The organism is Thalassospira sp. CA1, from assembly GCF_059052855.1.
The window spans coordinates 62,735-89,725 of sequence record NZ_JBZCIA010000013.1; the positions used below are offsets into that span (position 1 = coordinate 62,735).

The window sequence follows — 26,991 nt, forward strand, 5'->3', positions numbered from 1 at the left end:
TGAAACGAATTCGCCAAAAAGTTGAGGTATAAAAATAAGATGTTCTGTTTTGGCGTGCTATTTGACGGCCAAACAAAATAAAACGCGCCGAACTTTTCGGCGCGCGTGGGAATGTTTTGCAAGAACGCTTAAAAAAAGTGCGTACGACCGGCCAGGTCAGGCCGTTTATGTGCCAGAAATTCCTTTGATGGGACCGACCATTTGCAGGAAGTCGATCAACACACGGGCGGCAACATCGATATCCTCTGGCGTGACGGCTTCGTCGGGATGGTGGCTTAGCCCGTCGCGACACCGCACAAACAACATGCCGATGTCACACAGATCATGCATGGCAAGCCCGTCATGGCCTGCGCCGCTAAACAGCCGGAAGGGTTCTATGCCCTGTTCTCCAATTGCCTGACCCAGCCCATCCATGATCCAGTTGGCGCACGGTACGCCTTCGGCCTCATAGGTCAGGTCGGCCGATATTTCCACACGGCGATTGGTCGCGATATTGGGCAGTGCCGACAGGATTTGTCCGCGACCATTGACCCGAACAATCCGTTCAGGCGCGCGCAGTTCGATGGTCAGATCAACATGATCGGGAATGACATTGACCGCGTTCGGGCTGACTTCGATCTTGCCGACGACACCGACCATGCCATCGGTCATCGAACAAATGCCTTCTACCTGATGGATGACATCGGCGGCTGCCACCAAGGCATCGTGTCGGTCATTCATCGGCGTTGTTCCCGCATGGCTGGCCTTGCCCTGAATACGAATGCGGTGGCGCTCAATGCCGGTCAGTGCGGTAACAACGCCAACGGGCAGGTCGCGCTTTTCAAGAACCGGACCCTGTTCGATATGGGTTTCGATAAAGCCCAGTACATTGGCCTTGTCACGTTTGAGGCCTGCGATATCTTCGGGCGTACAACCAGATGCGCGCAAGGCATCTGCAACAGATATGCCTTTATCATCGGTGGCCTCCAGCGATTTCGGGTCATGTTTGCCCGCAAGCGCCCGTGAACCGACGAGTGTTGATTGAAAGCGCGTACCTTCTTCATCGCCAAAGGCAACGATTTCGATGCCGAATGGCAAGTCGATCCCTGATTTATTGAGCTGTTCAATCACGGCAATCGGCAGGGCAACGCCCAGCATTCCGTCATATTTCCCGCCCGAAACAACAGTGTCCTGATGGGATCCCATGATCAGGGTGGGTGCGCCATCCAGCGCCTTTTGATCACGCCCGACGATATTGCCTGCGGCGTCAATTTCACTGACAAGGCCCGCCTTGGTCATCCAGTCGCGGATCAGCGGCGTGACGGCGCGGTGTTCGTCACTCAAGAACAGACGGGTAACACCCGGACCGGGTTGGCTGTGGATGGCGGCCTCTTCAAGGCGGTCAAAGATCAGTTGGCCAAGCATGGCGATTTTTGCCCTGGTTCTAGTATTGGTGAGGTTTGTCAGGTGTCGGCAGACGATCAAAGAAGTAACGGTATTCCGGATCCTGTGTTTTGCCATACAGGCGCATCAGTTCGTGCACGGGATCAGAATGATCATCAACACGCAGATCAAGGGGCAGGCGGTTTGGCGTCATGACCTTGATCACTGCCGATGTTGTGCCACGCACATCACCCCCGGCCTTGAAACCTGCGACGAGCGCTTCGAGAATGCATTTCTCAAATGGCTCGTGTGCCTTGCGCATCATGGTGAACTTTTCACGCATGGCATCGGGTACATTGCTGTGGGCCAGCATATTTCCGGCAATAGCCAAATCGCGCTCGGTGATTTCGGCGGTTTCTGATCGGTTTTTATCCCCCGTCCAGACAGCCGTTTCACCAGTTTGGTCAAGGACGATCAATTGTCGCCAATTGCGACCATCGTCATCACCGGTCAATTTTTCACGGACCGACTCCGCAGATTTTCCTTGTTCAAGCAGTGCCAGACCATTGATGCCGTACCAAAAATTGGTCGAGAAACCCTGTGTGGCGATGGCACCAATACCCGGCGCAATATGCGGGACAAACCCGCCAACGGCCAGATTTCCCGTTGCGCTGGCGATGCCCAGTGCATTGGTTTTCGGGTCTCTGGCGACGATTGTGAAGGTCATGTTTCCCGCCTGTCAGACAGCTTGTTGAATGTGCTGTCCTAAATTTATAATGATAAATAATTGCCGAAATCGAATTTATCATTATAAATATGTTTTGCAACCGTGACATCCGAAAGCATCGACAACGGGTTCGGAATTCAGGAAACGTCCAATCAAAAAGAACACCTCACATACGGTGCGTTGTCGGTCGGTTCGGTATGAGCCGGGGGTAACAGGAAGGTTTCAACATGGGAGGCTTGAATGAAAAGCCTGTTTAAAGGGGTGCTTGCAGCAGCAGCCCTTGCGGTTTCCGCAATCGGTTTCGGCCCGGCCGAAGCCCAGACGCCACCGGGTGTCCTGGTGGTCGGTCAGATTGCAGAGCCCAAATCACTTGATCCGGCGGCAGTGACCGCCGTGAATGATTTCCGCATTCTGATGAATGTTTATGATGGTCTGGTCCGCTACAAGGACGGCACGCTCGAAGTTGAGCCCGCCCTTGCAGAAAGCTGGACGATCTCTGATGACGGAACGGTTTACACCTTTAGCCTGCGCGACGGGGTAACTTTCCATGACGGCACGCCGTTCAATGCAGAGGCGGTGAAGTACAATTTCGACCGTATGCTTGATGAAAATCATCCTGAACATGACACCGGTCCTTTCCCGCTTGCCTTCTTCTTTAGCGCGGTGGAAGAGGTCGAAGTCGTCGATGACCTGACCGTCAAGTTCCAGCTGAACGCACCTTATGCGCCGTTCCTGTCCAACCTTGCCTATCCGACCGGCCTGATTGTTTCGCCGACGGCTGTTGCGGAGAACGGGGCAGACTTTGGCCGCAGCCCGGTGGGCACCGGTCCGTTCAAGTTTGCCGAATGGGAAAGCAACGCCAAGGTGGTTGTCGTACGCAACGACGATTACTGGGAAGATCCGGCCAAGCTTGAAGCAGTTGTGTTCCGTCCGATCACGGATGCCAACACCCGTGTGGCCGAATTGATGGCCGGTGGTATTGACCTGATGGTCGAAGTCCCGCCAGACAGCCTGACCCAGCTTGCGGGCGACGATAACTTCAGCGTCTATGAACAGGCAGGCCCGCACTTGTGGTTCCTGATCCTCAATCTGAAAGAAGGCCCGTTCCAGGACAAGAAAGTCCGTCAGGCGATCAACTATGCGATTGATAAAAAGGCATTGGTGGAAAACGTGCTTCAGGGCACGGCTGAAATCGCATCGGGTCCGACCCCGCCTGCCTTTGCATGGGCTTATAACGAACAGCTCCAACCTTATCCGCATGATGTGGAAAAGGCCAAACAACTGATCAAGGAAGCTGGTGCCGACGGGGCAGAAGTTACCTTCTATGTCACCGAAGGTGGCTCGGGCATGCTTGATCCGGTCCCGATGGGGGCAGCCATTCAGGCTGATCTGGCACAGGTTGGCTTGACGGTTGCAATCGAGACCTACGAATGGAACACCTTCCTTGGCAAGGTGAACCCGGGTCTTGAAGGTAAGGCGGACATGGCAGAAATGGCATGGATGACCAACGATCCCGACACCCTGCCATATCTGGCGCTGCGCACCGATGCGTGGCCGGACAAGGGCGGCTTCAATTCCGGTTACTATTCCAACCCGGAAGTGGACAAGCTTCTTGAAGCAGCCCGCTCTTCGACCGATCAGGCCGAACGTGCCAAGCTGTATCGCGAGATGCAGGAAATCGTCTATGACGATGCGCCATGGGCCTTTATCGCAAACTGGAAACAGAATGCGGTTTCAAGCACGCTGGTGGATGGTTTCAAATTGCAGCCGTCCTTCTTCCTGCTGCTTGATGATGTCGTAAAGAACTGATCTGATACATCAATGCCGGGGCATGGCCTGCCAGTCCCGGCATTTTTGCTTTAAATCCCATTTCCCGCACATAGCCAGACGAGCCTTGCCATGCACGTCTATATTTTACGTCGATTGATCCTGATGGTGCCGGTTTTACTGGGCCTGACCGTGATCGTTTTTCTGATTATGTCGATGATCCCTGGCGATCCGGCATTGGCGATCCTTGGATCCTATGCCACGCCGGATAATGTCGAGAAGTTGCGTGCCGATCTTGGTTTGGACAAAACCATGGTCGAACAATACTGGATCTGGCTGACCAATATGCTTCAGGGCGATTTCGGGCGATCCTATAGCCTGAACCGGCCAGTTCTGGATGAAATCCTTGAACGGTTTGGCGCGACCCTGATCCTTGCGGGTACGGCGCTTGTCCTCTGTACGATTTTTGGCCTTTTGACCGGGGTAGTTTCCGCCGTGCGTCAATATGGCTGGGCGGACAAGGCGCTGACCTTTGCGGTCCTGATTGGCATTTCCGTGCCCAGTTTCTGGCTGGGTCTTTTATTGATGATGTTTTTTGCCGTTGAATTGCGGTGGCTTCCGGTCAGCGGCATGTATGCGATTTATGGTGGCGGGGATTTGCCCGATCTGATCCGCCATTTGATTTTACCGTCGGTCACGCTTGCCGTGGTGGCGACCGGAATTATTGCCCGGCTGACCCGATCGAACATGCTTGAAGTCCTGCGTCAGGATTTCATTCGGACGGCACGCGCCAAGGGGCTTGATGAAAACCGGGTGATTTATCGCCATGCCTTCAAGGCAGCGCTCGTCAATGTCATTCCGGTGATCGGGGTGCAGGCGGGCTTTGTTCTGGGCGGGGCGGTTTATATTGAAACCGTGTTCCAGTGGCCCGGCATTGGTCGCATGCTGGTCAATGCGATTTCAACCCGTGACATCCTGCTTGTACAAGGCGGCGTGGTTCTGGTCGCGGGCAGCTATGTTCTTTTCAATCTGTTTGCCGATGTATTGCAGCATCTGCTTGATCCGAGGGTGAAGGCATGACCAGCAACACAGCAACAGCACCGGATATCAAAGCCAAAAAGCGTTCTGCGCGGCCCTCGGCGTTTAAGCTTTTGGCGCGCAATCAACTGGCCCTGATGGGGGCTGCGATCCTTGCCCTTGTCATCGCGCTTGTCTTGATCACGCCGATCCTTCCGCTGCCCGATCCGGATGTGACCGACCCGGCGCAACGTTTGTTGCCGCCGTTCTCGGATGGGCATTTTCTGGGCACGGATCATCTGGGACGTGATCTTTTGTCGCGTTTGCTTTGGGGCACACGGGTCAGTCTTGCGGTCGGGATTTCGGCGTCTTTGGTGGCGGCCCTGTTCGGATCGACCATCGGGATCGTGTCGGGCTATTTTGGCGGGCGGACAGACAACATCATGATGCGCGGCATCGATATGTTGATGGCCTTTCCCTATATCCTTCTGGCACTGGCGATTGTCGCGGCCCTTGGGCCGGGCCTGATGAATGCGCTTTATGCGATTGCGGTGGTCAATATCCCGTTCTTTGCGCGTAACATTCGCGGTGTGACGGTGGGTATTGCGCATCGTGAATTCGTCGATGCCGCCAAGCTTTCTGGCAAGGGGCATATCCGTATCTTGGTGACGGAAATCCTGCCAAATGTCATGCCGGTGATCGTGATTACGATTTCGACCACAGTTGGCTGGATGATCCTTGAGACGGCAGGCTTGAGCTTTTTGGGGCTTGGTGCGCAGCCACCACAGGCCGACCTTGGCTCCATGCTGGGCGAGGGGCGCAAACTGATCACGACCGCACAGCACCTTTCGGCCATTCCCGGTGCGATGATCTTTATTCTGGTGATGAGCATCAACTTGCTGGGTGATGGCATCCGTGATGTGCTTGATCCGCGTCTGAAGTCGGGTGCGCTCGCACGTCCGGCACCGTTGACCAAGATTGATCGCAGCGACGAGGGCACAGGTCATCCGGTTGCCAATGACACTGTTCTGGCCGTTGATGAACTTCGCACCGAATTCGTTCTGGGGGATGACACCTACAAGGCCGTGGGCGGTGTCAGTTTCTCGGTCGGCAAGAATGAATGCGTTGGTCTGGTAGGCGAGTCCGGGTCCGGCAAATCCGTAACCGCACTTTCGCTTTTGGGGCTTGTGGCATCGCCGCCCGGCACGATTGCCGGGGGCCGGGTGATGTTTGATGGCAAGGACGTGTTTGACATGTCCGAACGCGAGGTCCGCGACATTCGCGGTGGCAAGGCAGCCTATGTGTTCCAGGATCCTCTTTCGACGCTGCATCCGCTGTTTTCCATTGGCGATCAGCTGGTCGAGGCGATCCGCGCCCATAACGCCATGAGCTACAAGGATGCCTGGGCGAAGGCCGTCAAGTTACTGGGTATGGTGCGCATTCCCAACCCGGAAAGCCGGGTGGAAAACTATCCCCATCAATTGTCGGGCGGTATGCGCCAGCGTGTCGGCATTGCCATGGCACTGGCCAATGAGCCGCAACTTATCATCGCCGATGAACCGACGACGGCCCTTGATGTCACCGTGCAGGCGCAGATTTTGAAATTGATGAACAATCTGCGCACCGATCACGGGACGTCGGTCCTGTTTATCACCCATGATTTTGGCGTGGTGTCGGAAATCTGTGATCGGGTGGCGGTGATGTATGCCGGACGCATTGTTGAAATGGGCACGACCGAACAGGTTCTTGGCCATCCGGCGCATCCCTATACCAAGCGTCTGATTGACTGCGTGCCGCGTCTGGGTGAGCCGGACCGTCGCACTGCGGCTATTCCGGGATTGCCACCGGCCGTTAACAACCTGCCAGCCGGGTGTGCCTTTGCTGATCGCTGCGAACGGGCAGAGGATAAATGCCGGGTTGGTGAGATCAGCTTTGATGATTTGGGCGACGGCCATGGTGTGCGCTGTATCAAACCGATGGAGGCGGCAAATGTCTGAGACGTCTGACGTCGTTTTGCAAACCAGCGACCTTGTGCGCACCTTTGGCGGCGGCCGCACGATTTTGGGTGGGCGGAAACCCATGGTCTATGCCGTGCGCGGCATTGATGTGGCGGTGCGCAAGGGTGAAACACTGGGCATTGTCGGGGAATCAGGTTGTGGCAAGTCAACACTGGCCCGCATGCTGGTCGGGCTGGATCGCCCGACAGAGGGCAATATTACCCTGACCGGATCGGATATGAATGATCTGATCGCCCGGGATCGCCACGCCTTGTCCAAGCGCATCCAGTATGTCTTTCAGGATCCGATCAGCTCGCTTAATCCGCGCAAGCTGGTCCGTGAAACGCTGGCGGCTCCCTTGCGTCATTTGCGTGGTCTTTCGGGCGAAGCGCTCGATAAGCGGATGAGGGAATTGATGGATGCGGTCAATCTGCGTCCGGAATTTCTTGATCGTTATCCGCATGAATTTTCTGGCGGGCAGGCACAACGCATTGGCATTGCGCGCGCCCTTGCGGCAGAACCGGAAATCATTGTGCTTGATGAACCGGTCTCGGCCCTTGATGTGTCTGTGCAGGCGCAGGTTTTGAACCTTCTGGCGGAACTCAAGGCGCAATTTGGCCTGACCTATGTGTTTATCAGTCACGATCTTTCCGTGGTCGAAGCGGTCAGTGACCGGGTGGCCGTAATGTATTTCGGCCGGGTCGTTGAACAGGCGCCGGGGCGGGCACTGTTTGAAAAGCCGCAGCATCCCTATACCCGTTTGTTGCTTGATAGTGCGCCAGTACCGGGTAAACGCGGCCTTACGGTCGAAGATGCCAGTGCCGAATTGCCCGATCCACTGGCCCCGCCGCCCGGCTGTGCCTTTGCGCCACGCTGCCCGCGGGCCCAGGATGATTGTGTTGCCACCGTCCCGGATGCACAATACGGCTTGGATAACCACGATGCGGCATGTCTGCATCCGCTCAATCCGGTGACAAGGTCCTGAAAAAGGATAGAATAGGGGCCGGAATGCGTTTGGGCGCGACAGGGAAAAACAAATGACAAAGAACCCGATCAAGGGGCCGAAACAGGACTTGGAGCTGACGACACGCCCGCGCAAGCGAGAGCGTAAACGTTCCGATATCATTGCCGACGCGCTAAAAGACTATATCGCGCAAACGGGGCTGCGTCCGGGCGAACGTCTGCCACAGGAGGCGGAACTGATTACACTTTTGGGCGCATCCAAGGGGACCGTGCGCGAAGCTCTGAAATCCATGGAAACGCAGGGGATTATCGCAACCCGGACCGGACCGGGCGGCGGGGCGTTTATCGATACCGTGTCCGAGGGACGCGCGGTCGAACTTCTGGCCAATTACTTCTTTTTCAAGGATCTGACGATCCGCGACATTTACGAACTTCGGATATTGCTGGAACCGGAAATGGCCGCGGCCTGCATCGGTCATCTGGAAGAAGACGATTTCGAACGACTTGAAGAGGTCATGACATGGTATGCGAGCCATCCGACCTCGATCGAGGAGGCGCGACGCCAACGCATCAAGGAACTGGAATTCCATCTGGTTCTGGTGGAACTTTGCCCCAATCCGCTGCTGTCATTTATCTGTCGGTTCATGATCGATTTGCTGATGAATTTGACGGTCTGCAAAAAGATTTATGATCAGCCCAATACCGAACTGCGCGAAACGGGGCGCAACTATCAGTTCCGCCTGATCGAAGCGCTTCGCAAGGGCGATGGTGAAACGGCGCGTGCGGTCACCTATCAACATATGTGCGCCGCCCAGCGTTTGATGGAAGAACAGGAAGCGGTGGTCGAAAACCGCTTTTTCCGGTCGGGCAATATCGATCTGCCGCGTGACTTGTCACCCAGTGCCGAATTGCGAGCACTTTCGGGTATCGCAACCAAACACTGATCTTTGAGCCGACATTATCTAGGAATTTAAGGACGGGTATCATGTCTGAAACCCATATTGATCGACAATATCTCAGTGCGGTTCTGGCAAGGCTTCTGACGATTGACAGCCCGACGGGCATGACCGAGCGCGCCGTGGACTTCGTCTGTGACGAGTTGCGCGATATGGGAATATCGTTTGAACTGACCCGGCGGGGGGCGATCCGGGCTGTCATTCCGGGCCAGACCAAGGGATCCGACCGCGCGGTTGCAGCCCATCTTGATACGCTCGGCGCAATGGTCAAACAGATCAAGGATAATGGCCGACTGGAAGTCGCCATGATCGGGCATTGGTCTTCGCGCTTTGCCGAAGGGGCGCGCGTGACGGTCTATTCCGATAACGGCAAAACAACACGCGGGACGATCCTGACGATCAAGGCATCAGGCCATACCTATAACACCGAAATCGAAAGCCAGCCGGTTACATGGGAACAGCTTGAGCTGCGTCTGGATGCGCGGGTTGCCAATCGTGATGATGTGGTGGCCCTTGGCATCAATGTCGGGGATATGGTTGCGATTGATACCAATGCCGAATTTACCGACAGCGGCTTTGTCGTGTCGCGCCATCTTGATGACAAGGCGGGTGTGGCGGCTGTTCTGGCGGCTGTCCGTGCGCTTGTGACGGGAAAGGTATCCTTGCCGGTCGATTGCAAAATCCTGTTTACCATTGCCGAAGAAGTCGGTCATGGCGCGCCGCACATCCTTGATGATGATATTGCCGAACTGGTCGCGGTTGATAACGGCACCTTCGCGCCGGGGCAGAACACCAGCGAATATGGCGTGACCATTGCGATGAAGGACATGTCCGGCCCGTTTGATCGCAAGCTTAATCGCCATTTGCTTGATCTGTGCGAAGCAAACGGCATCGAGCATTCCCGCGATGTGTTCAAGTTTTACCGAAGCGACGTGGCCGCCGGGATTGAAGCCGGCTATGACGCGCGCGGATCACTGATCTGTTTCGGGCTGGATGCATCGCACGGGCATGAACGTGCTCACATCGACAGCTTCGTCGCGGTCGGAGAATTGCTTGTGGCGTATCTGCAAAGTCCGTTGCTTGGCTCGGATGTTTGACCCGGATACTTGATCAGGCCTCGGACAAGGCGTCTTCCGGATCGGGATCAAGCGGGCGGGGGCGGCCGGCCTCATCGAGCGCGACAAAGGTGAAGATACCTTCGGTCACCTTGTCGGATGTTTCTTCAAACCGCGTTTGGCGCCAGGCCTGGACATGGATGCGAAGCGACGTGCGCCCGACATGGATGATTTCGGTGAAGAACGATACTTCATCGCCGACATGGACCGGGCGCAGGAACGACATGCTGTCGACAAAGACGGTTGCGGTTCGGCCCTTGGCCCGGCGTGCGGCCGCGGTTCCGGCGGCAAGGTCCATTTGCGACATTAACCAGCCGCCAAAGATATCCCCGGTCGGGTTGGTATCAGACGGCATGGCAACGGCACGCACCGACGGTTGACGGTCGGGGAGGGTGTCGGTGGCATCGTTTACAAGGGTCATCGAAGGCTTTCCGAAGTGGGTTTGTCCGATGACGTTACTTTAGTTTGTCTAAATAAAGCCAGCACAAAATGTTGCCAAATCAGGGACATACCGGATGTCCAGTGGCCTGCAATCCGATGCGGATATGATGGTGCCGGGCCCCGGTTTTTCAGCGCGGATGCAGGTGTTTTGCGACCCAACCAAGAATTCGGATTTTTAATCTTGACCAAATGATCAGGATTGGACATGCTGTATCCGTCAGAGAGAGGCATCTGCACGTGTATCAACCGGGGATAACCCCGAAACTATAACCACACGGCAGATCAAATACTGGGAAACAGTTCAGCATTGTCTGAACGGATACGCCAAGAATGTCAGTACGAGAGACCCTGAGTTGGTCGGGCCCGCCCGTCCACGTAACGCCATAACTGTATTCTGATCGCGCGACAGCTGCGATCATTTTTGGCCCGCGGTCGATTGTAATGTCATTCTTGTTTTGTCTCTCGATGACGTCAGGAGAGGACGCCTTTTTGGCAGGGAGACAAACAAATGACCACCTTGCAGGCCAAGCAAGCTTCAAAATCCGGTGCCGTTCATGGCGGTGCTGGTCACAATGACGCAGATGACGGCTTTTCCGATCTGCATCCGGCCTATTCCACGCTTCAGGCGATGGCGGAAAGCAACCGCTGCCTGTATTGCTATGACGCGCCATGCGTGACCGCATGCCCGACATCAATTGATATTCCATCCTTCATTCGCAAAATCAGCACCGGCAACCCGGACGGGGCGGCAAAGACCATTTTGTCGGCCAATATCATGGGCGGCACCTGTGCGCGGGCCTGCCCGACCGAAGTGCTGTGTGAAGAGGCCTGCGTGCGTAACGTCGCCGAAGATACCGCCGTTGAGATCGGCAGCCTGCAACGATACGCAGTTGATCATCTGATGGCGCGCGATCTGCCCCATCCGTTCAAACGTGCGCCGAAAACCGGCAAGACCATTGCCGTTGTCGGTGCCGGTCCGGCGGGCCTTTCCTGCGCGCACCGTGCGGCGATGCTCGGCCACGACGTTGTCGTGTTCGAAGCCAAGCCGAAACCGGGCGGACTTAATGAATATGGTCTGGCCGCCTATAAGATGACCAACGATTTCGCCCAGCGCGAAGTCGAATTCCTTCTGGGCATTGGCGGGATTGAAATCGAATATAACAAGGCGCTTGGCAAGGACATCAACCTTGCCGACCTCAAAGCAAAATACGATGCCGTGTTTGTTGGTGTCGGCCTTGGTTCGACCAATGATCTTGGCCTTAAGGGCGAAGATTTTCCCGGCGTTGATGATGCAATCAATTTCATCGAAAAACTGCGTCAGACCGAACCGAAATCCGATATGCCGGTTGGCAACAACGTGATCGTCATCGGTGGTGGCAACACTGCAATTGATGCCGCGGTACAGGCCAAACGCCTGGGCGCTGAGGAAGTCACCCTTGTTTACCGCCGGGGTGCGGAAAACATGTCCGCGACCGAGTTCGAACAGGATTTGGCCAAAACCAACGGCGTAGTTGTGCGTTACTGGGCAAAGCCGGTCGCGATCAAGGCCAATGGCAAGCTGATGGGCATGGAGTTCGAAAAGACCGAACTTGATGCCAATGGCAAACTTGTTGGCACAGGCGAAACCTTTGAAGTGCGTGCAGACCAGATTTTGAAGGCCATTGGACAAAAAATCAAAACCGATGACCTTGCCGGGATGGAGATCACCGGCGGCAAGATCGTGGTCGATAAAAATTATCAGACAACCGCCCCGGGCGTGTTCGCCGGTGGGGACTGCATCAAGAGTGGCGAAGACCTGACTGTTCAGTCGGTCGAAGACGGCAAACAGGCCGCCATCGCCATTGATGCATTCCTGAAATCCGCGTGAAACGCTAGCCAAAGGGAGAGAGAAAATGGCTGATCTAAGCTGCAAAATCGCCGGTATTGATTCGCTAAACCCGTTCTGGCTGGCCTCCGCGCCGCCGACGGACAAGAAATACAACGTCGTTCGCGCCTTTGAAGCAGGCTGGGGCGGGGTTGTCTGGAAGACGCTGGGCATCGATCCGCCCGTGGTCAACGTGTCCTCGCGCTATGGCGCGCACCATGACCAGAACCGTCGTTTGCTTGGTATCAACAATATCGAGCTGATTTCCGACCGTCCGCTTGCCACCAACCTTCAGGAAATCCGTGAATGCCGGAAAGAGTATCCTGATCACGTCATCATCGGTTCGATGATGGCCCCGATCGAGGAACGCGCCTGGAAGGACCTGGCCCAGCAGATCGCCGAAAGCGGTGTGCATGGACTTGAGCTTAACCTTGGTTGCCCTCATGGCATGTGCGAACGCGGCATGGGATCGGCCATCGGTCAGGTGCCGGAAATGGTCGAACAGGTCACCCGCTGGGTCAAGGACGCGGTTGATATTCCGGTCTTTACCAAACTGACCCCGAACATCACCAACATCCTGTGGTCGGCCGAAGCGGCGTTGAAGGGCGGGGCGGATGCCGTATCGCTGATTAACACCGTTAACTCCATCGTGTCGGTCGATATCGACAACATGATCCCGGAGCCGGTCGTTGACGGCAAAGGCACGCATGGCGGTTATTGCGGATCGGCGGTCAAGCCGATTGCGCTGAATATGGTTGCTGAAATCGCCCGTACCCCGGAAACCCGCGATCTTGAGATTTCCGGTATCGGGGGCATCACGACCTGGAAAGATGCTGTTGAATTCATGGCGCTTGGATCGAACGCCGTTCAGGTTTGTACGGCTGCGATGATCTATGGCTTCCGCGTGGTCGATGACCTGATTGACGGGATGAGCCAGTGGATGGATGACAAGGGCTACACCAGTGTCGAACAGTTCACCCGTGCAGCCGTTCCGCAGGTTTCCGACTGGAACGAGCTTAACATGAACTTCGACACCAAGGCGGTGATCAACCCGGATAACTGCATCGAGTGCGGTCGTTGCCATATTGCGTGCGAAGATACCTCGCACCAGGCAATCACCATGACCGACAAGCCCGAAGGCGGCCGTCTGTTTGAAGTGGTCAATGAGGAATGTGTGGGTTGTAACCTTTGCTATCACATCTGCCCGGTGCCCGATTGCATCACCATGGAACCGGTCAAGACCGACAAGCCGCCGATGACCTGGCCCGAACATCCGCTCAATCCCATGCGCGTGGCTGCTGAATAAGCCATCCGCGCAAACGCCACCAAAACCAAAAGGACTGACGAATGACTGCTCAACCCAGTGTACGTAACCTGTCAATTGATGGTGACCGCCTTTGGGATAGCCTGATGGAAATGGCCAAGATCGGCAAAACCGCAAAGGACGGCGTTTGCCGTCTGGCGCTGACCGATCTTGACCGTGAAAGCCGTGATCTGTTCATCGACTGGTGCAAGGCAGAGGGCTGCTCGATCCGGATCGACAAGATGGGCAATATCTTTGCCCGCCGCGAAGGCCGCAATCCGGACCTGCCGCCGGTGGTGATGGGAAGCCACCTTGATAGCCAGCCAACGGGTGGCAAGTATGATGGCGTTTACGGGGTGCTTTCGGGTCTTGAAGTGATCCGCACGCTTAATGAAGCCAAATACGAAACCGAAGCGCCGCTTGAGGTCGTTTGCTGGACGAACGAGGAAGGCTCGCGCTTTGCCCCGGCCATGGTGGCATCCGGCGTCTTTGCCAAGGTGTTTGACCTTGAATACGGTCATTCCCGTGCGGATGTTGATGGCAAAACCATGGGCGAGGAGTTGGAGCGGATCGGCTATATGGGGCCGGACGAGGCGACCATTGATGCCCATCCGATGGGGGCCTATTTCGAAGCCCATATCGAACAGGGCCCGATCCTTGAAGATGAAGGCAAGGATATCGGTATTGTCACCGATGCCCAGGGCCAGCGGTGGTATGAAATCAAGTTCACCGGTGTCGAAGCCCATGCTGGTCCGACCCCGATGAAGACGCGTAAGGATGCATTGCTGGGGGCAGCACGCGTGGTTGATCTGGTCAACAAGATCGGTCTGGATCGCTCCCCGCTGGCATGTGCGACGGTCGGTATGATGCAAATCCATCCGAACTCACGCAACGTTATCCCGGGCGAGGTGTTCTTTACCGTCGATTTCCGCCATCCCGATGATGCGGTTCTGGCCGATATGGACAAGGCATTGCGCGAAGGTGTGGAAAAGATTGCCAAGGAGATCGGCCTTCAGACCGAGCTTGAGCAGATCTTCTATTACGCACCGGTGCCGTTCGATAAATCCTGTGTCGACGCGGTACGCATGGGGGCCGAACTTGGCGGGTTCTCTGCGCGTGAAATCGTCTCGGGCGCTGGGCATGATGCCTGCTATCTCGCGCAAGTCTGCCCGACGGCGATGATCTTCATTCCCTGTGTTGACGGCATTTCGCATAACGAGATCGAAGAAGTGCATAAACACTGGTCGGATGCCGGTGGGCAGGTTCTGCTGCATGCGGTTCTGGCCAAGGCCGATGAAACCGTGATGCAAAAATAGGGTCCCGCATTTCACGGTGACCAAACACAAAGCAGGGCGTTATGTGCGCCCTGCTTTTGGCAACACGCCGCCGTTAACTCGCCCCTTCGGACACATCAAGAAGATGGTTCTCTGTCCACTGATCAAGCGTTCCGTCTTCGGCAAGCTGTTCGATCAGGATATTCAGGTTTCTGACATGGCCCATGCAGGGGCTTTTGCGTGAAAACATGAAATGGACTTTGTTGCTGTCAATCGGTGGTTCGACCACGATGATCTCGTCGATCAGATTATCGCGATAGATATTGGTCAGCCCGTCAAAGCGCCCCAGCATCACATAATCGACCCGCCCATTCATCAGGACGTCAAAGATGCGATTGCCGGTGGGGGAGAAAATCATGTTCAGCCGTTGTTCGGCAAAGCGGTCGATATAATCGCCGTAACTGCCACCTTGCGGACGCGCACCATCATACCCGATCAGGTCGCTCAGTTCGACAACCGGAAAACGGTTGTCGTTGCGTTGAAAGACCATGATGTCGTCATTGGCAAATGGCGCACTGTAAAAGTGGACCTGATCGCGCTCGTGGGTGAAATAGGCCCCGGCAATCACATCCAGTTCGCCCTTGCTGAGCATCTGAATGGCACGTGTCCAGGGAATGTCGAGATTGAGATCAAGCTTCAAATCGTGACGGTTGGCATAATCCTGCAAAATGTCGATCGCAAGTCCGGTCTGTTGGCCATCATCACGGATATAGGTGATCGGCTCCCAACCGTCTGCGCCGCCAACCGACAGCTTCCTGCAATTGCTGGCAGGCGGGGTGTTCTGTGTCTGGGCTAAAATTGCGTTTTCGGCAGCTGCCGGGAATGTCATCAGGGACGCAGATCCGCCGATCAGGACGGCGGAAATACAACCACAAACAGCGCGAAGTGATGGTCCGATACACAGCATTATTGTCTGCAAACATCGTGATTATCAGGAATAACTAAAATTGGTCCCGTGATAATCCGATACAACTATACAGAAGTGGTGACGTCGGCCGCAGTCAGGTCCCCAAACGGGGGATCAGGCGAGGCCAACACCCTTCAATATGATGCGCACGACATTTTCCTTGGCCTCGGCAAATTGTGCGTCGGTCAGTGGTTTGTCATTATTGAAAATCTCGATCTGGCGGCCAAAGTCGGCGTAGTGCTGGGTGGTGGCAAAGATCATGTACATCAGGGTGTAGGGTTCGACATCATCCATCTTGCCCTCGTCAATCCAGCCCCGGATAACCACAACACGGCTATCGAGCCAGTTCTTGACCGTGGTCGAGATATATTCCGACGAGAATTTGGCGCCACGGATGATTTCATGTGCCCAAAGACGCGATCCGTATGGACGAACGCGCGACAAATCCATCTTGGCCTCGATATAACCGCGCAGAATGAAGGCGGGGTCGGCACTGTTATCGAATGTCATTGCCGCTTCGAGCCAGTGGTCGCAGACATCTTCCATGATGCGGCGATAAAGCGCTTCTTTGGTGCTGAAATAGTAATGCACATTGGCCTTTGGAACATTGGCGATTTCGGCAATCCGCGCGGTGGTTGCCCCCTTGAACCCGAAATCGGCAAAGACCCGTTCGGCAGCGGCCAGAATCTGTTCTTCGTTTTCCTGTCGGATCGCGGCCTTGTGTGCGCCGTTTACTGCGGGTTTTGTGCTCATTTTTGTGTCCCGTTTCGCGCCGATTTTGATGGATCTCAATCGTGCTGTCTAAATCGCGTCATTTATCTTGACCGTTTGGTCAGGTTAAAATAACCTCTACTGCAAATATCAAAAAGAAACTTTTTATGCGCGTCGTTCCAAGCCATGGTCAAGAGTCGGTTTTGTCCGAAATATCGAACAGTACCGATGAAAGATAAACACAAAATAGACGCCGTAAATAAAAATCAGGGTCGCCGAAATGGTGTTTGACAGTCGAATATTCGAAACAGTTCCGCCGTGGTATTAAAGCGCTAGTGCGTGGGCATGTCTCATGCTAACGACGTTTGTGTGCCCGCAACAGGTCGGGCCGTCCCGGAAAACGAATGTGCGACATTTTGGTCATTTGGCCAGATACCTTTTCGCGAAAACGGGATGAAGAATATCAGATGCCGGTGCACGGTGGCCCGCCACCGAACCGGTCGAGGGAAGAACTTGAAAAGGTACGGGAGACCTTTTGATGACAGCCACCACGAAAATTAGCCGTCCGAACGATCTTTCGGCGTTCTGGATGCCCTTTACTGCCAACCGTCAGTTCAAGCAGACCCCGCGTATGCTGGTGTCGGCCGATGGCATGTATTACAAAACCGACGATAACCGCGACATCCTTGATGGCACCGCTGGCCTTTGGTGCTGCAACGCTGGTCACAAGCGTCCGAAAATCGTCGAAGCGGTCAAGGCGCAGATGGACGAGCTGGATTATGCCCCGGCATTCCAGATGGGCCATCCCAAGGCGTTCGAACTTGCCAGCCGTCTGGCACAGTTGATGCCGGGCAATCTCAACCACGTTTTCTATACCAACTCCGGTTCTGAGTCGGTTGAAACCGCGCTTAAAATCGCACTGGCTTATCACCGTGCACGCGGCGATGGACAGCGGACCCGCCTGATCGGTCGTGAACGCGGCTATCATGGTGTTAACTTCGGCGGTATTTCCGTTGGTGGTATTTCGGGTAACCGCAAAACATTCGGCCAAATGCTGGGCGGTGTCGACCATATGCGTCACACTTACCTGCCGGACGAAAACGGTGTTACCCGCGGTATGCCCGAACATGGCGCATACCTTGCCGAGGATCTGGAACGCATTTGCGCGCTGCATGATCCGTCGACCATCGCGGCGGTCATTGTCGAACCGGTTGCAGGTTCCACCGGTGTTCTGATCCCGCCGAAGGGCTATCTGGAACGCCTGCGCGAGATTTGCACCAAGCATGGCATCTTGTTGATCTTTGATGAGGTCATCACCGGTTTTGGTCGCCTGGGTGCGCCGTTTGCGGTTGATTACTTTGGCGTTCAGCCGGATCTGGTCACGACCGCCAAGGGCCTGACCAACGGCACCATCCCGATGGGTGCGGTGTTTGCCACCGACGAAATCCATGATGCCTTCATGACCGGCCCGGAAAACATGATCGAGCTGTTCCATGGCTACACCTATTCGGGCAACCCGGTTGCCTGTGCGGCTGCCATGGCAACGCTTGAGACCTATGAAGAAGAAGGTCTGTATTCCAAAGGCAAGGAACTTGGTCAGTATTGGGAAGATGCAGTGCACAGCCTGATCGACCTGCCGCTGGTCAAGGATGTCCGTAACCTTGGCCTGATCGGTGCGATCGAGCTGGAGCCGATTGAAGGCTTCCCAACCAAGCGTGCGTTCAATGCCTTCCTCAAGGCGTTTGAGAAGGGCATCCTGATCCGCACCACGGGTGATATCATTGCGCTGTCGCCGCCGCTGATCCTTGAAAAATCACACATTGATCAGCTGTTTGGCACATTGCGCGAAGTGCTTAAAGAGATCGACTAGGATTACGATTTTCGTTCCCTGCCTGCGCAATCGGGCAGGGGACAACCGGCTTGCAGAGCCATCAAAAACAAACGGGTCTGCAACGCCACGGAGGAAACATCTGTTTCGCGATTTTTCTGATCGCGTCCCGTCTGGGAACGAACCCGTAAAAAAACAAACAGGGTTCTTGGGGCGCGTTTGGGCATAAGTCCGTCAGACCACACAAGTGGCAAGGACATAAAAATATCAGATCAAGGAGGTATCTCGGATGTCAAAGCTGAGAGGTGGCCTGATTCAAATGAGCCTTAAGGGTTCAACCGATCAGTCCCCCGAAGAAATCCGCAAGGCCATGATCGACGCACACCTGCCCTATATCGAAGAGGCGGGCAAAAAAGGTGTGCAGGTTCTGTGCTTTCAGGAAGTATTCACCCAGCCCTATTTCTGTCCGAGCCAGGACAAGAAATGGTACGCGGCCGCAGAAAAAATCCCTGATGGCCCGACCACACAGCTGATGTGTGAGTTGGCCGCCAAATACAAAATGGTGATCGTTGTCCCTATCTATGAGGAAGACATCACCGGTGTTTATTACAACACCGCTGCCGTGATTGACGCCGACGGTACCTATCTTGGCAAATACCGCAAAACCCACATCCCGCATGTTGCCGGTTTCTGGGAAAAATTCTTCTTCAAGCCGGGCGTATCGAACTGGCCGGTCTTTGATACCCAGTACTGCAAACTTGGCGTTTATATCTGCTATGACCGCCACTTCCCGGAAGGCTGGCGTGCCCTGGCACTTAATGGCGCGGAATATATCGTCAACCCGTCGGCGACCGTTGCCGGGGTGTCGGAATATATCTGGAAACTCGAACAGCCGGCATCGGCTGTGGCCAATGGGTGCTTTATCGGCGCAATCAACAGGGTGGGCCGTGAACAGCCCTGGGATATTGGCGAGTTTTACGGTCAAAGCTATTTCGTCAATCCACGCGGCGAAATCGAAGCGCAGGCATCGCGCGATAATGACGAATTGCTGGTCCATGACATGGATATGTCGATGGTGCGCGAAATTCGCGACAACTGGCAGTTCTTCCGCGATCGTCGCCCGTCGACCTATACCCGTCTTACGGACGGGAACTGATTTCATGATACCGGCGAGCGGTCAAAGCGCTGCTCGCCGTTTTGCCTTGATCGACAGGTGGGGTATCATTCCCCGTTCCCGGCAACGACCGGGCAAAGGCTTTATGCGTTTGATCAATGTCGACAAGGTTCAGGGCAACGTCCCTGAGGGAGGCTTCCATCGACTGTGCCAAAAGAGACGCTTTTGGTTCTGAGAGAGACATACGATCAGGGGAAAACCCATGACGCTAAAACAAGTCGTCAATAATGTTGCTGAGATGCCCGCATCGAAAAAAGCAGTTGTTGATATCAAGAAACTGTCGCTGACCTTCCAGACGGCAGACGGTCCCGTTTATGCCCTTTCCGATGTCGATCTGACCATCGAGGAAGGCGACTTTGTTTCCTTTATCGGCCCGTCGGGTTGCGGCAAAACAACACTTTTGCGCGTGATCGCCGACCTTGAACAAGCCACCGGCGGCGAGATTTCGATCAATGGTGTGACGCCGCACGAAGCGCGTGAAAAGCGTGCTTATGGCTATGTGTTTCAGGCACCCGCACTTTTGCCGTGGCGTTCGATCGAACGCAATGTGACCTTGCCGCTCGAAATCATGGAAATCTCCAAGGAAGAGCGCGTCAAGCGCGCCCAGGAGGCCCTGAAACTGGTCGAGCTCAATGGTTTTGAAAAGAAATTCCCATGGCAGCTGTCAGGCGGCATGCAGCAACGTGCGTCAATCGCGCGTGCCCTGTCGTTCGACGCCGACCTGCTGTTGATGGATGAACCATTTGGCGCGCTTGATGAAATCGTGCGCGATCACCTGAATGAACAGCTTTTGAAATTGTGGGCGCGGACCAACAAGACGGTGGCGTTCGTCACCCACTCCATCCCCGAGGCGGTGTATCTGTCGTCCAAGATCGTTGTGATGTCACCCCGTCCGGGGCGGATCATTGACGTGATCGAAACCGACTTCCCGAAAGACCGCACACTGGATATCCGCGAAACGCCGGAATTCCTCGAGATTGCGCATCGGGTGCGGGAAGGGCTGCGTGCGGGGCACAGCAATGACGAGTAACACTGCTGCCATGACCGGGTCCGTTCGCGGACCATCGACCTGGACGCGCATGATGTCTGGCCAGACCGGGCCGGTCTGCGTTGTTCTGATCGCCCTTCTTGTTCTGTGGTATGTCGGGGCGGTTTTCATGAACGCGCCGACCCAGATTGACCGTTACAACCGCGCCGATCAGGCTTGGACTACGGGCCAGCTGATCGAAGATACCCTTGCGCAAGATCGCCCGATCCTGCCCGCCCCGCATCAGGTCGCGGTCGAGATGTATCACACCATCTTTGCCATCAAGATCACGTCGAAACGTTCGCTGGTCTATCACAGCTGGGTAACGCTTTCCTCGACCCTTCTGGGTTTCGGGATTGGCACGTTGCTGGGTGTGTTGCTGGCAGTGGGGATTGTTCATGTCATGACGCTTGAAAAAAGCCTGATGCCGTGGGTGATTTCATCGCAAACCATTCCGATCCTGGCCATCGCGCCGATGATCATCGTTGTTCTGGGCGCCATCGGGATCAAGGGGCTGGTGCCAAAGGCGGTCATTTCGACCTATTTGTGCTTCTTCCCGGTCACGATCAGCATGGTCAAAGGCCTGCGTTCCCCGCAGGTGATCCAGCTTGATCTGATGCGGACCTATAATGCCTCGAAATGGCAGACTTTCTGGCAGCTTCGTTTGCCATCGGCCATGCCATATCTGTTTGCCAGCCTGAAAGTCGCGATTGCGATCAGTCTGGTCGGTGCCATCGTTGGTGAATTGCCGACCGGTGCGCAGGCGGGACTTGGCGCGCGTTTGCTGGCCGGGTCCTATTACGGACAGACCATTCAAATCTGGTCGGCCCTTCTGACCGCGGCGTTTGTGGCCGCCATCCTTGTTGTGATCGTCGGCTGGTGTGAACGCCGGGTCCTTGTGCGGATGGGGGTGAAGTCATGACCTGGGCGAAATTGGACAAGTTCTGTCTCGTCGCGGCGATTGCGGCCTTGCTTGCGCTGATCTTTCCGCTTGCGGGTGTGGATGGTGATACCGGCAAACAGGTTGCCTTTGTCGGGGATATTCCGGGGCTTGCCGTTGCCATGGCGCTCTGTGTGATTGCCGGGTCGGCCTTTACCTGGCTTGGTGTCGGATCGGTCACCGCCGGTATGGTCATTCTGGCGATTGCGGTATTTGGTTGCTGGCAGGCGATCAGTGTTCTTTATGATTACGGTGTTGCTGGCTATGCCGGGCCGGGGTTCTGGTTGTTCATTCTTTCGCTTTGGGCGTTTGTCTGGCGCGGGATTGATGTGATTGCCAATTTCCACAGCCTTGATCGCACCAAACAGCATCTGGCGAACTTTGTCGTGCCGGTGGCCTTTGGCGTATGGCTTCTGTTTGTCTGGGAAGTCGTGGTGTCGGGCTTTGGCGTGCCACAGGTTCTGTTGCCGCCGCCCAGCATGATTGGCGAACGTTTCGTCAATTCGACCGACATTCTGGCCGCCGACTTCCACCAGACCTTTGTGAAGGCAGTACTCAGCGGCTATGTCATGGGCTGTGGATCGGCCTTTATCGTGGCGATCGCGGTCGACCGTGTGCCGTTCCTCAAACGTGGTCTTTTGCCGTTGGGCAATATGGTCTCGGCCCTGCCGATCATCGGGGTCGCACCGATCATGGTGATGTGGTTTGGCTTTGACTGGCAATCGAAGGCGGCCGTGATCGTGATCATGACCTTCTTCCCGATGCTGGTGAATACCGTGACCGGGTTGAATGCCGCCGGAAAGCTTGAAAAGGACCTGATGGCGACATACGCGTCGGGCTATTGGTCAACGCTGTTTCGTCTGCGTTTACCGGCCGCCATGCCGTTTGTTTTCAACGCACTTAAAATCAATTCCACGCTTGCGCTGATTGGTGCAATCGTCGCCGAATTTTTCGGCACCCCGATTGTTGGTATGGGCTTCCGCATCTCGACCGAGGTCGGGCGGATGAATATCGACATGGTCTGGGCGGAAATCGCATTGGCGGCCCTTGCGGGGACCGCCTTCTACGGAGCCGTGGCTTATATCGAGAGAAAAGCGACGTCATGGCATCCGTCATTCCGGGTACGTCGCCATTAAAGGCATAAAACAAGACGACCCGTCGGGAGGACTTGACTACAACCTGAGGAGACATCGACGAATGAATAAGTTTATTTCGACTGCTATGGGGTTGAGTTTCGGGTTGGCATCGTTTTCGGCGATGGCAGCAGACGAGGTAACCCTGCAGCTTAAATGGGTCACGCAGGCCCAGTTTGCAGGCTACTATGTGGCACTCGATAAAGGTTTCTACGAAGAAGCCGACCTTGATGTGACCATCAATCCGGGTGGTCCGGACGTTGCCCCGCCGCAGGTGATTGCCGGTGGTGGTGCGGACGTGATCATTGACTGGATGCCATCCGCCCTTGCATCGCGTGAAAAGGGTGTGCCGCTGGTGAACATCGCACAGCCATTCGCCAAATCGGGCATGATGCTGACCTGCCTGAAGGAAACCGGCATCGAAAGCCCGGATGACTTCCCGGGTCGTACCCTTGGTGTCTGGTTCTTTGGCAACGAATATCCGTTCCTGAGCTGGATGTCGAAACTCGGCATTCCGACCGATGGCGGCGAAAATGGTGTCACCGTGCTTAAGCAGGGCTTCAACGTTGATCCGCTGATCCAGAAGCAGGCCGATTGCGTGTCGACCATGACCTATAACGAATACTGGCAGGTGATTGATGCCGGTATTCCGGCTGATGACCTTAAGGTCTTCAAATACGAAGATCAGGGTGTCGCAACCCTTGAAGACGGTCTTTATGTTCTTGAAGATAACCTTTCGGATCCGGCATTCGTCGACAAAATGTCGCGCTTTGTTGCAGCCAGCATGAAGGGCTGGAACTGGGCCAAGGAAAACCCGGAAGACGCCGCGATGATCGTTCTTGATAACGACATGACCGGTGCCCAGACCGAAAAACATCAGGTCCGCATGATGACCGAAATCGCCAAACTGCTGGGTGATTCTGCGGTTCTCGACGAGGCAGCCTATCAGCGTACCGTTGACAGCCTGCTTTCGGGTGGTTCCGATCCGGTGATCACCAAGGAACCGGAAGGTGCCTGGACCCACGCCGTGACTGACAAGATGTAATCTTCCATCTTGTGACTTTTATCCGTCCGGCGGGGTTTTGGCTTCGCCGGACGGGATGACTTCCAGGACTATGACGATCGATTGAATAGAGATTGAATACCCTCGGGGGTGTTTGGAGATAACGGGCGAAATGCCGGGATGGCCCGCAACTTTTCGCCGCAGAGACAGACAAGGAGCCACCCATGTCCATGGTTATTCGTGGCGGAACCATCGTTACCGCCGACCTGACCTACAAATCCGATATCCTGATCGAAGACGGCAAGATTGCCGCCATCGGGGACAACCTGACCGGGGACAAGGTGATCGAGGCCGACGGCTGCTATGTGATGCCCGGCGGGATTGATCCGCATACCCATATGGAAATGCCCTTTATGGGCACCTATTCCGAAGACGATTTCGAAAGCGGCACCAAGGCCGCCGTTGCCGGTGGCACGACCATGGTTGTCGATTTCTGCCTGCCGGCCCCGAACCAGTCGCTGCTCGAAGCATTGCAGGCCTGGGATAACAAATCCTCCAAGGCGGTGTGCGACTATTCCTTCCACATGGCCGTCACCTGGTGGAGCGAGCAGGTCTTTGATGAAATGAAGACCATCGTTCAGGAAAAGGGCATCAACACGTTTAAGCACTTCATGGCCTATAAGGGTGCCTTGATGGTCGATGACGACGAAATGTTCGCATCCTTCTCGCGCTGCTCGGAACTGGGCGCGATGCCGCTGGTGCATGCCGAAAACGGTGACGTGGTCGCCACCCTTCAGCAGAAATTGCTGGCCGAAGGCAATAACGGGCCAGAGGCACACGCCTATTCGCGCCCCGTCGATGTTGAGGGCGAGGCATGTAACCGTGCGATCATGATTGCCGATATGGCCAATGTGCCGCTTTATATCGTGCATGTATCCTGCGAACCGGCGCATGAGGCCATCCGTCGTGCGCGCGCCAATGGCAAACGCGTGTTTGGCGAACCGCTGATCCAGCACCTTATTCTCGATGACAGCGAATATAAAAACGCTGATTGGGATCACGCCGCACGTCGCGTGATGTCCCCGCCGTTCCGTAGCAAGGAACATCAGGATGGCCTTTGGAACGGTCTGGCATCGGGCAGTCTGCAGGTTGTCGCAACTGACCACTGTGCGTTCACGACCGAACAAAAACGCATGGGCGTTGGCGACTTCACCAAGATCCCGAACGGCACCGGCGGCCTTGAAGACCGCATGCCGCTTCTGTGGACCTATGGCGTTGGCACCGGTCGTCTGACCCCGAACGAGTTTGTTGCCGTGACCTCGACCAACATTGCTAAGATCCTCAACATCTATCCGCGCAAGGGTGCGATCCTTGTCGGGGCGGATGCCGATCTTGTGGTTTGGGATCCTAAGGCGTCGAAAACCATCACTGCCAAACACCAGCAGTCGGCAATTGACTACAACGTGTTTGAAGGCATAGAGGTCACCGGCCTTCCGCGCTACACACTCAGCCGCGGTCGCATTGCCGCCGAAGAAGGTGTGGTTCTTGCCAAATGCGGCGACGGCGAATTCATCGCCCGCGAACCGTATCCGGCGGTCAACAAGGCGCTTTCCAAATGGAAAGAAATTACCTCGCCGCGCAAGGTTGAACGCAGCGGTATTCCGGCTGGCGTCTAAGCCAACCGAGCATGATCGATTAAAAAACGGGGCGGCCAATGGCTGCCCCGTTTTTGCATTCGTGTGTTGAGACCTGCGTTTTACGACGGGCTGAACAATTTCAGCATCACGATCCCCGACAGGATCAGCGCGATGGCGACAAGCCGTCCGGGGTTGGCCGGTTCGCCGACCATGATGATGCCAAAGATCACGGCACCCGCCGCACCGATGCCGGTCCAGATGGCGTAGGCCGTTCCGATCGGTATGGTGCGCATGGCAATTGAAAGCAGCCAGAAACTGGCGGCGATTGCGGCAATGGTAAGCGCACTTGGGATGGGCTTGGTGAAACCTTCGGTGTATTTCAGGCCAATCGCCCAGCAAATTTCGAGAAATCCGGCAATAACCAACGCTGTCCAGGCCATGGGGGCCTCCTGTCTTGCGGGGCCGTCCCCATTGATCGGATCAGGAATACCGGTCGTCCGGTATCAAGGCGAAAGTCGCAAAGTCTTTAATCACTCTAAATCAATGCCTGTAGGGCGACAATGTAAAAATGACGCAGTGCAGCATCAGGGCGAGGCCTTAGAAAACGCGTTCGTGACAAGACGACAGATGCAACGGTTGACGCACTGGATTATGATGAGGGCGTCTGATTATTCGCCCCCTTCAAAGGTTTGGTCTTATCGTGAACACGCCCCAATCCCAACATGTCCCAACCCTTGGCCTTGTTCTGGCCGGCGGCGAAGCGCGACGCATGGGCGGGAACAAGGCGTTTCGCGAGGTCGGGGGGAAAAGCCTGATCGGGCGGGTGATTGATCTTGCCCAAGCCCAATGCGATCAGGTGATCATTTCATCCAACGCCGGGGCAGAGGCGTTTGCGGATTATGGCCTGCCTGTGGTTGGAGATGCGCCCAAACCGGGGCAGGGGCCGCTGGGGGGTATTTTGGGTGGCTTGAAAGCGCTGCCCGATGGCATTGACTGGCTGGTGACCTTCCCGGTCGATTGCCCGATTGTGCCGCTTGATATGGTGGGGCGCTTGCGGACCGCAGCGGAGGATGCCGGGGCGAAGGCGGCCTTTGCCAGCCATGCAGACCGCGACCATTACCTCTCCAGCATTTGGCACCGCGACGCCGCCCCGGTGATTGCCGACCTGCTGGCGTCCGATGATCGAAGGGTGCGCGGGCCATTGCAGGCGCTGGAAGCACCGCGGGTGGTGTTTGAAGATCAGGTTTCCTGGTTGGAACCGTTTACCAACGTCAATACGCCGGATGACCTTCGTACGGTCAATGTTGCGTTGGAGAAGCAAGTTGCATTGACTAAGAGCTAGGATGGGCTTCTCGGTAGGCATTAACAGCCTTCGTCAAAACCTTGTTCGACATAAATGCGCTGAGCAATTGCATCGATTGGAATTGGTTTTCCAAGTTGCCGTGTAGGCGTGCGGCCGACACTTTGACTTCAGGCGATGCATCTTCGTCAACTGTCAAATCTACAAGATAGTCCATACCGTCGCGATAATTCATTAGAGGATATGGCCATGACTCTCTCTCGAACTTGAGCAGGAGTTTAGTCGTGGCGCTCTCGTTCAGAAATACGGTGCAGATAACGTATTTTATTAAGGCGTACTTGAGGGCGAACAATACTGGTGCCGTCAGCAGCACCGTAAATATCAGCCAAAACTCCGAGTTATGCTCACTCAGGAATTCCGCAATTAGATAGTCGACAAATATACTTGCAACGACAAATGCAGCTCTAATAGACCAGAAGCCCATG

General features: G+C 55.5%; 24 protein-coding genes. 17 read left to right on the forward strand and 7 right to left on the reverse strand.

Annotated elements, in window-relative coordinates; translation table 11 throughout:
* Window positions 1-165: 165 nt before the first annotated feature.
* Together AC5Q5A_RS18285 and AC5Q5A_RS18290 are read right to left on the reverse strand one after the other, a co-directional pair.
* Entirely contained in the window at window positions 166-1,404 is a 1,239-nt protein-coding gene (locus tag AC5Q5A_RS18285; RefSeq protein ID WP_493896160.1) for an allantoate amidohydrolase, read from the reverse strand.
* A 19-nt stretch (window positions 1,405-1,423) separates the two neighbouring features.
* Window positions 1,424-2,089, reverse strand: coding sequence for a DUF1028 domain-containing protein (locus tag AC5Q5A_RS18290; RefSeq protein ID WP_493896161.1), 666 nt, complete (start codon window positions 2,087-2,089; stop codon window positions 1,424-1,426).
* Between the two features lie 240 nt (window positions 2,090-2,329).
* Between AC5Q5A_RS18290 and AC5Q5A_RS18295 the strand changes: the two genes are divergently transcribed.
* The 6 genes from AC5Q5A_RS18295 (at window position 2,330) to AC5Q5A_RS18320 (ending at window position 9,886) form a co-directional block, all read left to right on the forward strand.
* Window positions 2,330-3,898 (forward strand): ABC transporter substrate-binding protein, encoded by a 1,569-nt coding sequence (locus tag AC5Q5A_RS18295; RefSeq protein WP_493896162.1) that lies wholly within the window; start codon window positions 2,330-2,332, stop codon window positions 3,896-3,898.
* Between the two features lie 90 nt (window positions 3,899-3,988).
* A complete protein-coding gene (locus AC5Q5A_RS18300) occupies window positions 3,989-4,936 on the forward strand; it encodes an ABC transporter permease (protein WP_493896163.1) in 948 nt (315 codons plus the stop codon).
* The gene (locus AC5Q5A_RS18305; protein WP_493896164.1) at window positions 4,933-6,870 is read left to right on the forward strand and encodes a dipeptide/oligopeptide/nickel ABC transporter permease/ATP-binding protein; all 1,938 of its coding nucleotides are present in this window, start codon (window positions 4,933-4,935) and stop codon (window positions 6,868-6,870) included. The genes AC5Q5A_RS18300 and AC5Q5A_RS18305 overlap by 4 nt, the downstream gene beginning before the upstream one ends.
* Window positions 6,863-7,855 carry an ABC transporter ATP-binding protein gene (locus AC5Q5A_RS18310; RefSeq protein WP_493896165.1) on the forward strand — a complete coding sequence of 331 codons (993 nt, stop codon included), beginning with the start codon at window positions 6,863-6,865 and terminating at the stop codon, window positions 7,853-7,855. Before AC5Q5A_RS18305 ends, AC5Q5A_RS18310 begins: the two co-directional genes overlap by 8 nt.
* Window positions 7,856-7,907: 52 nt before the next feature.
* Entirely contained in the window at window positions 7,908-8,777 is an 870-nt protein-coding gene (locus AC5Q5A_RS18315; RefSeq protein WP_064788377.1) for a FadR/GntR family transcriptional regulator, read from the forward strand.
* A 41-nt stretch (window positions 8,778-8,818) separates the two neighbouring features.
* Window positions 8,819-9,886 (forward strand): osmoprotectant NAGGN system M42 family peptidase, encoded by a 1,068-nt coding sequence (locus AC5Q5A_RS18320; protein WP_296988469.1) that lies wholly within the window; start codon window positions 8,819-8,821, stop codon window positions 9,884-9,886.
* Window positions 9,887-9,899: 13 nt separating this feature from the next.
* Here the strand turns inward: AC5Q5A_RS18320 and AC5Q5A_RS18325 are convergent, their stop codons facing one another.
* The gene (locus tag AC5Q5A_RS18325; RefSeq protein WP_120226549.1) at window positions 9,900-10,325 is read right to left on the reverse strand and encodes an acyl-CoA thioesterase; all 426 of its coding nucleotides are present in this window, start codon (window positions 10,323-10,325) and stop codon (window positions 9,900-9,902) included.
* Between the two features lie 528 nt (window positions 10,326-10,853).
* Here AC5Q5A_RS18325 and AC5Q5A_RS18330 point away from each other — a divergent pair.
* Genes AC5Q5A_RS18330 through AC5Q5A_RS18340 form a run of 3 tightly spaced genes read left to right on the forward strand, consistent with a single transcriptional unit; the run spans window position 10,854 to window position 14,828 of the window.
* Window positions 10,854-12,212 carry an NAD(P)-dependent oxidoreductase gene (locus AC5Q5A_RS18330; RefSeq protein WP_064781863.1) on the forward strand — a complete coding sequence of 453 codons (1,359 nt, stop codon included), beginning with the start codon at window positions 10,854-10,856 and terminating at the stop codon, window positions 12,210-12,212.
* Between the two features lie 25 nt (window positions 12,213-12,237).
* A complete protein-coding gene (gene preA, locus AC5Q5A_RS18335; RefSeq protein ID WP_493896166.1) occupies window positions 12,238-13,515 on the forward strand; it encodes an NAD-dependent dihydropyrimidine dehydrogenase subunit PreA in 1,278 nt (425 codons plus the stop codon).
* 41 nt (window positions 13,516-13,556) lie between these two features.
* Window positions 13,557-14,828 (forward strand): Zn-dependent hydrolase, encoded by a 1,272-nt coding sequence (locus tag AC5Q5A_RS18340; RefSeq protein ID WP_063087951.1) that lies wholly within the window; start codon window positions 13,557-13,559, stop codon window positions 14,826-14,828.
* A 73-nt stretch (window positions 14,829-14,901) separates the two neighbouring features.
* On the opposite strand, the gene AC5Q5A_RS18345 is transcribed toward AC5Q5A_RS18340, so the two are convergent.
* Window positions 14,902-15,675, reverse strand: a complete 774-nt coding sequence (locus tag AC5Q5A_RS18345; protein WP_286791795.1) for a substrate-binding periplasmic protein — start codon at window positions 15,673-15,675, stop codon at window positions 14,902-14,904.
* Window positions 15,676-15,867: 192 nt separating this feature from the next.
* Complete coding sequence (locus AC5Q5A_RS18350; protein ID WP_120226552.1) at window positions 15,868-16,506, reverse strand: TetR/AcrR family transcriptional regulator; 639 nt, start codon at window positions 16,504-16,506, stop codon at window positions 15,868-15,870.
* Between the two features lie 496 nt (window positions 16,507-17,002).
* Here AC5Q5A_RS18350 and aptA point away from each other — a divergent pair, with 496 nt between their 5' ends.
* The 7 genes from aptA (at window position 17,003) to hydA (ending at window position 25,245) form a co-directional block, all read left to right on the forward strand.
* Window positions 17,003-18,334 (forward strand): omega-aminotransferase AptA, encoded by a 1,332-nt coding sequence (gene aptA / locus AC5Q5A_RS18355; protein WP_008890128.1) that lies wholly within the window; start codon window positions 17,003-17,005, stop codon window positions 18,332-18,334.
* A gap of 247 nt (window positions 18,335-18,581) precedes the next feature.
* Window positions 18,582-19,448, forward strand: a complete 867-nt coding sequence (locus AC5Q5A_RS18360; protein ID WP_008890127.1) for a nitrilase-related carbon-nitrogen hydrolase — start codon at window positions 18,582-18,584, stop codon at window positions 19,446-19,448.
* A 256-nt stretch (window positions 19,449-19,704) separates the two neighbouring features.
* Window positions 19,705-20,496, forward strand: a complete 792-nt coding sequence (locus AC5Q5A_RS18365; RefSeq protein WP_008890125.1) for an ABC transporter ATP-binding protein — start codon at window positions 19,705-19,707, stop codon at window positions 20,494-20,496.
* The gene (locus tag AC5Q5A_RS18370; protein WP_296988476.1) at window positions 20,486-21,415 is read left to right on the forward strand and encodes an ABC transporter permease; all 930 of its coding nucleotides are present in this window, start codon (window positions 20,486-20,488) and stop codon (window positions 21,413-21,415) included. Before AC5Q5A_RS18365 ends, AC5Q5A_RS18370 begins: the two co-directional genes overlap by 11 nt.
* A complete protein-coding gene (locus AC5Q5A_RS18375; protein ID WP_493896167.1) occupies window positions 21,412-22,569 on the forward strand; it encodes an ABC transporter permease in 1,158 nt (385 codons plus the stop codon). Before AC5Q5A_RS18370 ends, AC5Q5A_RS18375 begins: the two co-directional genes overlap by 4 nt.
* A 61-nt stretch (window positions 22,570-22,630) precedes the next feature.
* Window positions 22,631-23,611, forward strand: a complete 981-nt coding sequence (locus tag AC5Q5A_RS18380; protein WP_008890122.1) for an ABC transporter substrate-binding protein — start codon at window positions 22,631-22,633, stop codon at window positions 23,609-23,611.
* Between the two features lie 182 nt (window positions 23,612-23,793).
* Window positions 23,794-25,245 carry a dihydropyrimidinase gene (gene hydA, locus AC5Q5A_RS18385; RefSeq protein WP_008890121.1) on the forward strand — a complete coding sequence of 484 codons (1,452 nt, stop codon included), beginning with the start codon at window positions 23,794-23,796 and terminating at the stop codon, window positions 25,243-25,245.
* Window positions 25,246-25,325: 80 nt separating this feature from the next.
* Here hydA and sugE read toward each other — a convergent pair whose 3' ends face one another.
* The gene (gene sugE / locus AC5Q5A_RS18390; protein WP_008890117.1) at window positions 25,326-25,646 is read right to left on the reverse strand and encodes a quaternary ammonium compound efflux SMR transporter SugE; all 321 of its coding nucleotides are present in this window, start codon (window positions 25,644-25,646) and stop codon (window positions 25,326-25,328) included.
* Between the two features lie 260 nt (window positions 25,647-25,906).
* Here sugE and mobA point away from each other — a divergent pair, with 260 nt between their 5' ends.
* On the forward strand, window positions 25,907-26,548 hold the full coding sequence (gene mobA / locus AC5Q5A_RS18395) for a molybdenum cofactor guanylyltransferase MobA (RefSeq protein ID WP_493896168.1): 642 nt from the start codon (window positions 25,907-25,909) through the stop codon (window positions 26,546-26,548).
* Here mobA and AC5Q5A_RS18400 read toward each other — a convergent pair.
* Window positions 26,538-26,990, reverse strand: coding sequence for a hypothetical protein (locus AC5Q5A_RS18400; protein WP_063087961.1), 453 nt, complete (start codon window positions 26,988-26,990; stop codon window positions 26,538-26,540). The genes mobA and AC5Q5A_RS18400 overlap by 11 nt on opposite strands.
* Window position 26,991 lies beyond the last annotated feature (1 nt).

Excerpts from the sequence above, each read along its gene's own strand:
- AC5Q5A_RS18310 (WP_493896165.1), top strand. The coding sequence starts at position 6,863 with ATGTCTGAGACGTCTGACGTCGTTTTGCAAACCAGCGACCTTGTGCGC.
- AC5Q5A_RS18300 (WP_493896163.1), top strand. The coding sequence starts at position 3,989 with ATGCACGTCTATATTTTACGTCGATTGATCCTGATGGTGCCGGTTTTA.
- AC5Q5A_RS18380 (WP_008890122.1), top strand. The coding sequence starts at position 22,631 with ATGAATAAGTTTATTTCGACTGCTATGGGGTTGAGTTTCGGGTTGGCA.
- AC5Q5A_RS18320 (WP_296988469.1), top strand. The coding sequence starts at position 8,819 with ATGTCTGAAACCCATATTGATCGACAATATCTCAGTGCGGTTCTGGCA.
- sugE (WP_008890117.1), bottom strand. The coding sequence starts at position 25,646 with ATGGCCTGGACAGCGTTGGTTATTGCCGGATTTCTCGAAATTTGCTGG.
- AC5Q5A_RS18285 (WP_493896160.1), bottom strand. The coding sequence starts at position 1,404 with ATGCTTGGCCAACTGATCTTTGACCGCCTTGAAGAGGCCGCCATCCAC.
- AC5Q5A_RS18330 (WP_064781863.1), top strand. The coding sequence starts at position 10,854 with ATGACCACCTTGCAGGCCAAGCAAGCTTCAAAATCCGGTGCCGTTCAT.
- preA (WP_493896166.1), top strand. The coding sequence starts at position 12,238 with ATGGCTGATCTAAGCTGCAAAATCGCCGGTATTGATTCGCTAAACCCG.
- hydA (WP_008890121.1), top strand. The coding sequence starts at position 23,794 with ATGTCCATGGTTATTCGTGGCGGAACCATCGTTACCGCCGACCTGACC.
- AC5Q5A_RS18345 (WP_286791795.1), bottom strand. The coding sequence starts at position 15,675 with ATGACATTCCCGGCAGCTGCCGAAAACGCAATTTTAGCCCAGACACAG.
- AC5Q5A_RS18325 (WP_120226549.1), bottom strand. The coding sequence starts at position 10,325 with ATGACCCTTGTAAACGATGCCACCGACACCCTCCCCGACCGTCAACCG.
- AC5Q5A_RS18375 (WP_493896167.1), top strand. The coding sequence starts at position 21,412 with ATGACCTGGGCGAAATTGGACAAGTTCTGTCTCGTCGCGGCGATTGCG.
- AC5Q5A_RS18350 (WP_120226552.1), bottom strand. The coding sequence starts at position 16,506 with ATGAGCACAAAACCCGCAGTAAACGGCGCACACAAGGCCGCGATCCGA.
- AC5Q5A_RS18315 (WP_064788377.1), top strand. The coding sequence starts at position 7,908 with ATGACAAAGAACCCGATCAAGGGGCCGAAACAGGACTTGGAGCTGACG.
- aptA (WP_008890128.1), top strand. The coding sequence starts at position 17,003 with ATGACAGCCACCACGAAAATTAGCCGTCCGAACGATCTTTCGGCGTTC.
- AC5Q5A_RS18295 (WP_493896162.1), top strand. The coding sequence starts at position 2,330 with ATGAAAAGCCTGTTTAAAGGGGTGCTTGCAGCAGCAGCCCTTGCGGTT.
- AC5Q5A_RS18340 (WP_063087951.1), top strand. The coding sequence starts at position 13,557 with ATGACTGCTCAACCCAGTGTACGTAACCTGTCAATTGATGGTGACCGC.
- AC5Q5A_RS18290 (WP_493896161.1), bottom strand. The coding sequence starts at position 2,089 with ATGACCTTCACAATCGTCGCCAGAGACCCGAAAACCAATGCACTGGGC.
- AC5Q5A_RS18400 (WP_063087961.1), bottom strand. The coding sequence starts at position 26,990 with ATGGGCTTCTGGTCTATTAGAGCTGCATTTGTCGTTGCAAGTATATTT.
- AC5Q5A_RS18365 (WP_008890125.1), top strand. The coding sequence starts at position 19,705 with ATGCCCGCATCGAAAAAAGCAGTTGTTGATATCAAGAAACTGTCGCTG.
- AC5Q5A_RS18370 (WP_296988476.1), top strand. The coding sequence starts at position 20,486 with ATGACGAGTAACACTGCTGCCATGACCGGGTCCGTTCGCGGACCATCG.
- AC5Q5A_RS18360 (WP_008890127.1), top strand. The coding sequence starts at position 18,582 with ATGTCAAAGCTGAGAGGTGGCCTGATTCAAATGAGCCTTAAGGGTTCA.
- AC5Q5A_RS18305 (WP_493896164.1), top strand. The coding sequence starts at position 4,933 with ATGACCAGCAACACAGCAACAGCACCGGATATCAAAGCCAAAAAGCGT.